Raw genomic sequence first — 7,784 nt, forward strand, 5'->3', positions numbered from 1 at the left:
GGTCGTGGAACGGGCGGCCGTCCGCGAAACGTACGTCCGCCGTGCCGGGGGCGGTGCCCGGGAGGAAGCGGAGTGTCCGCTCGGCGGGGCGGGCGCCGGGGCCCGGCCGCCGGGCGGCGCCGGGGCGGGCGGATCTGGCCGGTGCGGGCACACGGCGGCGCGGCGGTTCCCTGTCGGACACTTCCGTCACCTGCCGGGGGTCGTGGAGGGGAGGGTGGGGGTGGCTACGGGTACCTGCGCGGGGGACGCCGACACGGAGGGAGTGGGCGTAGGCGTCGACGCAGGGGTCGGAGTGGCGCTCGGCGTGGGCGTCGGCGTCGGCGTCGGCGTCGGCGTAGGGCTGGGCACCGGCTCGGGCACGATCGCCTCGGGCGGGACCACCTCGGGGATGCGCAGCGCCGCCTGTTCCGCCGGCCCCGGGACGCCCTTGACGGTGCCGTCGGGGTTCAGGAAGGCCGGGTCGCCGCCGGGCACCATGCCGAGTTCCCTGGCCCGGCGCTGGAGGGCGTCGGGCGCGGCGTAGGCGTCCACGTCGCGCTGGAGGGCCTGTTCCTCGTCGGTGAGGCTCTTGGTGTCCTTCTGGAGGTCGTCGAGGCGGAACCCGCCTTCGCTGAGCGCGGAGTTCAGCACCAGGAGCCCGATGAGACCCCCGCCCAGCAGAAAGACGACGAGCAGGACGAAGGGGGTACGGGCGGCCTGCCCCGGCCCCGCGGGGAAGAGCCGGGCGAGCCGGGCGGCCCGGCCCTTCAGCTCGGGATTCCTACTCACTCGTCCCTCCCCGGGAAGACACAGCGCTCACCCGTCGTCCCCTCCGTACGCCTCACTCGGTGTCCTCCCTGATGCGTTCGGCCCCGCGCAGTCGCGCCGGGGCGGCTCGCCGGTTCTCGGCGACCTCTTCCTCGGTGGGAAGTTCGGCACCACGGGTGAGCAGCTTGAGCCGCGGCTGGTAGCGCTCGGGCACGACGGGCAGTCCGGGGGGCGCGGTGTTGGCGGCGCCGGCCGCGAACACCTGCTTCACGAGGCGGTCTTCGAGCGAGTGGTACGACAGGACGGCGATCCGCCCGCCGACGGCGAGGGCCTTCACCGCGGCCGGGATCGCCCGTTCCAGGACGGTCAGTTCACCGTTGACCTCGATGCGCAGCGCCTGGAAGGTCCGCTTGGCGGGGTTGCCGCCGGTGCGCTTGGCGGCCTGCGGCAGCGAGTCGCGGATCAGTTCGACCAGCCGGGCGCTGTTGCTGAACGGCTCCTTGTCACGCTCGCGCACGACCGCGGAGACGATCCTCTTGGCCTGCTTCTCCTCGCCGTACGCCCTGAGGATCCGGACGAGTTCACCGGCGGGGTAGGTGTTGAGGACCTCGGCGGCACTGATCCCGGTCGTCTGGTCCATGCGCATGTCGAGCGGCGCGTCCTGGGCATAGGCGAACCCCCGGTCGGCCTCGTCGAGTTGCATGGAGGAGACCCCGAGGTCGAAGAGGATCCCGTCGACCTTCGGCAGGTCCAGCCGGTCCAGTACGTCGGGCAGTTCGTCGTAGACCGCGTGCACCAGCTCGGCCCGCTCGCCGAAGGGGGCGAGCCGCTCGCCGGAGAGGCGCAGCGCCTCCTTGTCGCGGTCGAGGGCGACCAGCCGGGCCTCGGGGAAACGGGCGAGCAGTGCCTCGCTGTGGCCGCCGAGGCCGAGAGTGCAGTCGACGACGACCGCTCCGGGCCGCTCCAGTGCGGGGGCCAACAGGTCCAGGCACCGCTGGAGCATCACCGGGACGTGTCGACTCTGGCTCAAGGGGCCCTCTCAGGTCCGGCACGGCCAGTCATACGTACGCGCCGCGCACGCGGGAAATCAAACTTCGCGTCACTTTAGTCCACGGTGACTGCCGGTCAATCAACCGGCCCTGCGCGTCGCGGCACCCCGTACACCGAAGCCATAAATCGCCAGCAATCACCCGTACGGGTACACTCACACCACCCGTGTGGGTTACCTCACAACAACGCTCATTGGTGTTCTTTGTCCCCTCTCACAGCGGGCCCGGAAGGGCCGTGACCAGTACCGTCATGGTTATGACGACTTCTGCATCAGTTCCCACCGGACCCGAAGGCGCCATATCCACCGAGGGCACCGTCATCGACCGTCTCGTCGAGGCCAACGAGCGCTACGCCGCCGCCTTCACCGACCCGGGGATGGACGCCCGTCCGGTGCTCCGGGTGGCGGTCGTGGCCTGCATGGACGCCCGTCTCGACCTGCACGACGCGCTCGGTCTGGCGCTGGGCGACTGCCACACCATCCGCAACGCGGGCGGTGCGGTGACCGACGACGTGATCCGCTCCCTGACCATCAGCCAGCGGGCGCTCGGCACCCGCAGCGTCATCCTCATCCACCACACCGGCTGCGGCCTGGAGTCCCTCACCGAGGAGTTCCGGCACGAGCTGGAGGTCGAGGTCGGGCAGCGGCCGGCGTGGGCGGTGGAGGCCTTCCGGGACGTCGACCAGGACGTACGCCAGTCGATGCAGCGTGTGCGCACCAACCCGTTCCTGCTGCACACCGACGACGTCCGCGGCTTCGTCTTCGACGTGAAGTCCGGCCTGCTGCGTGAGATCGACCCCGCGTAACCGAACCGGAACGCGCATCCTTACGTATGTCTCTACGAAATTTACCCTGCACTTCAGGGCCGAAAAGGCCGGAAAACCAGACATAGCCCTGCCAGTTATCCACAGGCGAGTGACACGAACCGGTAACGGCAACAAGAATGCGGGTGTGACGTCACGCGGAACTTATCCCGCGTGCCGTCCGTGTTTCGGGGTGGGCCGGTCCGCATCGCAGAGCGTCGGCCCGGAGTATGAACGGGCCTAGGAGGGCCGTGTGACGACCTATGACGATCGAGCGAGCCTCACTGATCTGACCGCCACTGTGGAGCGAGTCCGCAGTTCGGTGGAGGGAGTGATCGAGGGCAAGCCTGAGGTCGTACGGCTTTCGCTGACCGTGCTGCTCGCCGAGGGGCATCTTCTGATCGAAGATGTGCCCGGCGTCGGCAAGACCATGCTGGCGAAGACGCTGGCCAAGTCCATCGACTGTTCCGTGCGGCGCATTCAGTTCACGCCGGACCTGCTGCCCTCGGACATCACGGGTGTGTCCATCTGGGACCAGCAGCGCCGCGACTTCGAGTTCAAACCGGGGGCGATCTTCGCGCAGATCGTGATCGGCGACGAGATCAACCGTGCCTCGCCGAAGACCCAGTCCGCGCTGCTGGAGTCCATGGAGGAACGCCAGGTCACCATCGACGGGACGACCTACGAACTGCCCAGCCCCTTCATGGTGGTGGCCACCCAGAACCCGGTCGAGATGGAGGGCACCTACCCGCTCCCCGAGGCACAGCGCGACCGCTTCATGGCCCGCGTCTCCATCGGCTACCCGAGCCCGGAGGCCGAACTGCAGATGCTGGACGTGCACGGCGGTGTCTCACCGCTGGACGACCTCCAGCCGGTGGCCCACGCGCACGACATCGTGAAGCTGGTCGAGGCCGTCCGCAACGTCCACGTCGCGGACTCGGTCCGGCGGTACGCCGTGGACCTGGTCGGCGCCACGCGCAACCACCCCGACCTCAGACTCGGCGCCTCGCCGCGCGCGACGCTGCATCTGCTGCGCGCCGCGAAGGCGTCCGCCGCCCTGAGCGGCCGGGAGTACGCGCTGCCGGACGACGTCCAGGCCCTCGCCGTGGCCGTCCTGGCCCACCGCCTGCTGCCCACCGCCCAGGCCCAGCTGAACCGCCGGACGTCCGAGCAGGTCGTCCAGGAGATCCTCCAGCGCACCGCGGTGCCCGCGGCGCCCCAGCAGCAGAGCGGCTTCGGCATGGGCCGCTCGGCGCCCGACTTCGGGCAGCAGCCGCCCCGGAGGCTTGGATGAGCGCAGGCGCGCCGGGGCACCCGGAGGACGACCAGGGCGAGAAGGGCGGGGTGCGTACGGCGCTGGCCGGTCTCACCACCCGCGGGCGCTCCTTCCTGGCCGCCGGGGTCGCAGCCGCCATCTGCGCGTACGTCCTGGGGCAGAGCGATCTGCTCCGGGTGGGGCTGCTGCTCTCCGTACTGCCGCTGGTCTGCGCGACCGTCCTGTACCGCACGCGCTACCGGGTGGCGGGCAGCCGCAGGCTCTCCCCCGCGCGCGTGCCCGCCGCCGAGGAGGCCCGGGTCCATCTCCGCATGGACAACGTCTCGCGGCTGCCCACGGGCCTGCTGATGCTCCAGGACCGGGTGCCGTACGTGCTCGGTCCGCGCCCCCGGTTCGTCCTGGACCGGGTGGAGGCGGGCGGGCGCCGCGAGGTGTCCTACCGCGTCCGCTCCGATCTGCGGGGCCGCTATCCGCTGGGCCCGCTCCAGCTGCGGCTGACCGACCCGTTCGGCATGTGCGAGCTGACCCGCTCCTTCTCGACGTACGACACCCTGACGGTCATCCCGCGCGTGGAGGCCCTGCCGCCGGTGCGGCTGACCGGCGAGGCCAAGGGGTACGGCGAGGGACGGCAGCGCTCGCTGGCACTGGCCGGCGAGGACGACGTGATCCCGCGCGGGTACCGCTACGGCGACGACCTGCGCCGTGTGCACTGGCGCTCCACCGCCCGCTACGGCGAGCTGATGGTGCGCCGCGAGGAGCAGCCGCAGCGTGCCCGCTGCACGGTGCTCCTCGACACCCGGGGCATCGCCTATCTGGGCGCGGGCCCGGACTCGGCCTTCGAGTGGGCGGTCTCGGGCGCCGCGTCCGTCCTGGTCCACATGCTCGAACGGGGCTTTTCCGTACGGCTGTTGACGGACACGGGCAACTCCGTGCCCGGCGAGGGCGGCGAGGGTTTCGCGGGCGCCAGCCAGGAGTCGGCGGACGCGGCCGGGCTGATGATGGACACGCTCGCGGTGATCGACCACTCGGACGGCATGGACATCTCCCGCGCGTACGACGTGCTGCGCGGCGGCGGTGAGGGGCTGCTGATGGCGTTCTTCGGCGACCTCGACGAGGAGCAGGCCCAGGTGGCCGCGAAGATGCGTCAGCGCAGTGGCGGAGCGGTCGCCTTCGTGCTGGACAGTGAGACCTGGGTGCGCGAACCCAACGATGTGCCGGGTCCTGAGGACCCGGGCGAGGAGTCGCTGCGGATGCTGCGCGAGGCGGGCTGGACGGCGGTGCGGGTGCCGCGAGGGGCCGCGATGAGCGACGTGTGGCGCCAGGCGGACCGGGTGCGTTCCGGTCTCGGCGCCGTCAGCGGCGGGGAGGGACGGTCATGAGCGGGCGCGCACGACTGGCGCTGTGCGCCTGGGTGGCGACGATGCTGGCGGCGTGTGCCCTGCTGCCACTGGTCGAGAACGTGAGCTGGCTGCTTCAGGTGGCCTTCCTGCTGGGCGTGCAGACGGTCGTCGGCGCGGGGGCCCGGCGGGTGCCGCTGGCCTGGCCGCTGACGGTGGCGGCGCAGCTTCTGGTCACGCTCGTCCTGATGACCCTGGTCTTCGTCCGGGAGCAGGCGTTCTTCGGCCTGATCCCAGGCCCCGACGCCTTCCAGCAGTTCGGCACGCTGCTCCAGACGGGCGCGGAGGACGTCGGGCGGTACGCCATTCCGGCGCCGCTGTCCGACGGCATACGCCTGATGCTGGTCGGCGGTGTGCTGCTGATCGGGCTCATGGTGGACACCCTCGCGGTGACGTTCCGGGCCGCTGCCCCGGCCGGGCTGCCGCTGCTCGCGCTGTACTCGGTCGCGGCCGGACTGGCCGACGGTGGCGGTGCCTGGCTGTGGTTCCTGCTGGCGGCGGCGGGCTATCTGATGCTGCTGCTGGCCGAGGGCCGGGACCGGCTGTCCCAGTGGGGCCGGGTCTTCGGCGGCGCGCCGCGCGCCCCGGGCGAGCAGTCGTCCGGCGGTGCGATCGCGCCCGTACGCACGGGGCGGCGGATCGGCGCGGTCGCGCTGGGTGTCGCCCTGGTGGTGCCGCTGGCGCTGCCCTCGCTCGACGGCGGGCTGCTGGACGCCACCGGGACCGGTGTGGGCTCGGGCAGCGGGGGCGGCGGCACGATCTCCGCCGTGAACCCGCTGGTGTCGCTGCGCGACAGCCTGAACGTGGACGAGGACCGCCAGGTCATGTCGGTGCGCAACAGCACCGAGGACACCCAGGACCTGTATCTGCGGATCGTCTCGCTCGACTCCTTCGACGGCACCGCGTGGAAGCCGTCCCAGCGGCACATCCAGGATGTGCCGGACAAGTTCCCGACCCCGCTCGGCCTCAGCGCGGACGTACAGCGCACCGAGATCACGACCACCATCTCGGCGGCCGACTGGTACGCCCAGGACTGGCTGCCGATGCCGTATCCCGCGACCGGGGTGAAGATCGACGGCAGCTGGCGCTTCGAGCCGGTGGGCCGCACCCTCGTCGGCGACCACGGCCAGAACACGCGCGGTGTGCGGTACACGGTGACGAGCCTGGACGTGCAGCCGACCGCGGAGCAGCTCGCCGACGCTCCGGAGCCGGACCCGGCGCTGGTCCGTGAGTTCACGCAGGTCCCGGAGTCGCTGCCGGCGATCGTTGCGCGCACCGCGCGCGAGGTCACCGCCGGTTCGACGAACGCCTACGAGCAGGCGGTCAAGCTCCAGGACTGGTTCTCGGTGAGCGGCGGCTTCCGGTACGACACCCAGGTGCAGGTCGGCAGCGGCTCCAACGCGATCGCGCGGTTCCTGCGGGACAAGGAGGGCTTCTGCGTCCACTTCTCCTTCGCGATGGCGTCGATGGCCCGCACGCTGGGCATTCCGGCCCGGGTCGCGGTGGGCTTCGCGCCGGGTACGCCGGAGCCGGACGGCACGGTGTCGGTGGGGCTGCGCGACGCGCACGCCTGGCCGGAGCTGTACTTCGAGGGCGTCGGCTGGACCCGTTTCGAGCCGACCCCGACCCGTGGTTCGGTGCCCGAGTACACGCAGTCCCAGGCGCCGGGCAGCACCATCCCGGACCCGGACGTGCCCTCCCAGAACGCCTCCGTGGCGCCCTCCGACTCCGCTTCGACGAGCGAGACGTGCACGGCGGCGCAGCGGCGGCTGGACGGCGGGTGCGCGAGCGAGTCCGCAGAGGTGGCGCTGAGCCAGGGCGACGACGGTGGCTGGTGGTCGGCCGCCCTGGGCTGGACGCTGGGTGCGCTGGCACTGGTGGGTCTTCTGCTGTTGCCGATGCTGTGGCGGCTGCGGATCCGGGCTGTACGGCTCGGGGCGCACGGCCGCAGCGAGGCCGACGCGGCGGTCCACGCGCTGTCGGCCTGGCAGGAACTGACGGACACCGCCTGGGACTTCGGCATCAGTCCGGAGGAGTCGCAGACTCCTCGCAAGGCGGCTGCCCGGATCGTGCGTCTCGGCCAGCTCGATCCGCCGGCGGCGGACGCGGTGCACCGGGTCGCGGACGCCGTGGAGCAGGTCCTGTACGCGCCGGTTCCACGCCCGACGGCGGGGCTCGCGGAGGATGTGCGCCGGGTGACCGAGGCCCTGCGCACCACGGTGGGCCGGGGCACGCAGCTGCGTGCGATGTTCGCCCCGCGTTCGACCGTACGAGTGGTGTGGGCGCTGTCGGCGCGACTGGCGGAGCTCGGTGAGCGCGCGTCGGCGGCCAGGCCGAACCTGCGCAAGCCGTGGGGTCAGCACAGCTGACAGCCCGGAGGCCGGAAAGGCCGGTGGCCCGAAACCCCGGGGGGTTGGGGGCCCCCGGCGGGGGGCGTGGGGGGGGGGGGGCCCTGTGCCGGGTGAGAGCCCCCAAAAGCGTCTGTGCCCCCCGCAGGTGTGTGCGGCGCGCCC

Annotated in this window: 6 protein-coding genes and 1 pseudogene; 4 read left to right on the plus strand and 3 right to left on the minus strand. The window is 71.9% G+C overall.

Annotated features, from left to right (window positions below):
- The 3 genes and pseudogenes from ACWCRB_RS47905 to rsmH all read right to left on the minus strand — a co-directional run.
- Window positions 1–181: pseudogene (locus ACWCRB_RS47905) on the minus strand (hypothetical protein); the annotation flags it as partial.
- A 5-nt stretch (window positions 182–186) separates the two neighbouring features.
- Entirely contained in the window at window positions 187–768 is a 582-nt protein-coding gene (locus ACWCRB_RS47910; protein ID WP_451002084.1) for a hypothetical protein, read from the minus strand.
- A gap of 52 nt (window positions 769–820) precedes the next feature.
- Window positions 821–1,777, minus strand: a complete 957-nt coding sequence (rsmH, locus tag ACWCRB_RS47915; RefSeq protein ID WP_451002085.1) for a 16S rRNA (cytosine(1402)-N(4))-methyltransferase RsmH — start codon at window positions 1,775–1,777, stop codon at window positions 821–823.
- A 275-nt stretch (window positions 1,778–2,052) separates the two neighbouring features.
- Here rsmH and ACWCRB_RS47920 point away from each other — a divergent pair, with 275 nt between their 5' ends.
- The 4 genes from ACWCRB_RS47920 (at window position 2,053) to ACWCRB_RS47935 (ending at window position 7,640) form a co-directional block, all read left to right on the plus strand.
- Window positions 2,053–2,601: a beta-class carbonic anhydrase gene (locus ACWCRB_RS47920; RefSeq protein ID WP_451002086.1), complete on the plus strand. Its 549-nt coding sequence runs from the start codon at window positions 2,053–2,055 to the stop codon at window positions 2,599–2,601.
- 250 nt (window positions 2,602–2,851) lie between these two features.
- Entirely contained in the window at window positions 2,852–3,892 is a 1,041-nt protein-coding gene (locus tag ACWCRB_RS47925; RefSeq protein WP_369035396.1) for an AAA family ATPase, read from the plus strand.
- Complete coding sequence (locus ACWCRB_RS47930; RefSeq protein WP_451002087.1) at window positions 3,889–5,253, plus strand: DUF58 domain-containing protein; 1,365 nt, start codon at window positions 3,889–3,891, stop codon at window positions 5,251–5,253. Before ACWCRB_RS47925 ends, ACWCRB_RS47930 begins: the two co-directional genes overlap by 4 nt.
- The gene (locus ACWCRB_RS47935) at window positions 5,250–7,640 is read left to right on the plus strand and encodes a transglutaminase TgpA family protein (RefSeq protein WP_451002088.1); all 2,391 of its coding nucleotides are present in this window, start codon (window positions 5,250–5,252) and stop codon (window positions 7,638–7,640) included. The genes ACWCRB_RS47930 and ACWCRB_RS47935 overlap by 4 nt, the downstream gene beginning before the upstream one ends.
- The last annotated feature ends 144 nt before the right edge of the window (window positions 7,641–7,784 follow it).

It is taken from the genome of Streptomyces sp. NPDC002156 (assembly GCF_053593675.1).

Excerpts from the sequence above, each read along its gene's own strand:
- ACWCRB_RS47935 (WP_451002088.1), top strand. The coding sequence starts at position 5,250 with ATGAGCGGGCGCGCACGACTGGCGCTGTGCGCCTGGGTGGCGACGATG.
- ACWCRB_RS47930 (WP_451002087.1), top strand. The coding sequence starts at position 3,889 with ATGAGCGCAGGCGCGCCGGGGCACCCGGAGGACGACCAGGGCGAGAAG.
- ACWCRB_RS47920 (WP_451002086.1), top strand. The coding sequence starts at position 2,053 with ATGACGACTTCTGCATCAGTTCCCACCGGACCCGAAGGCGCCATATCC.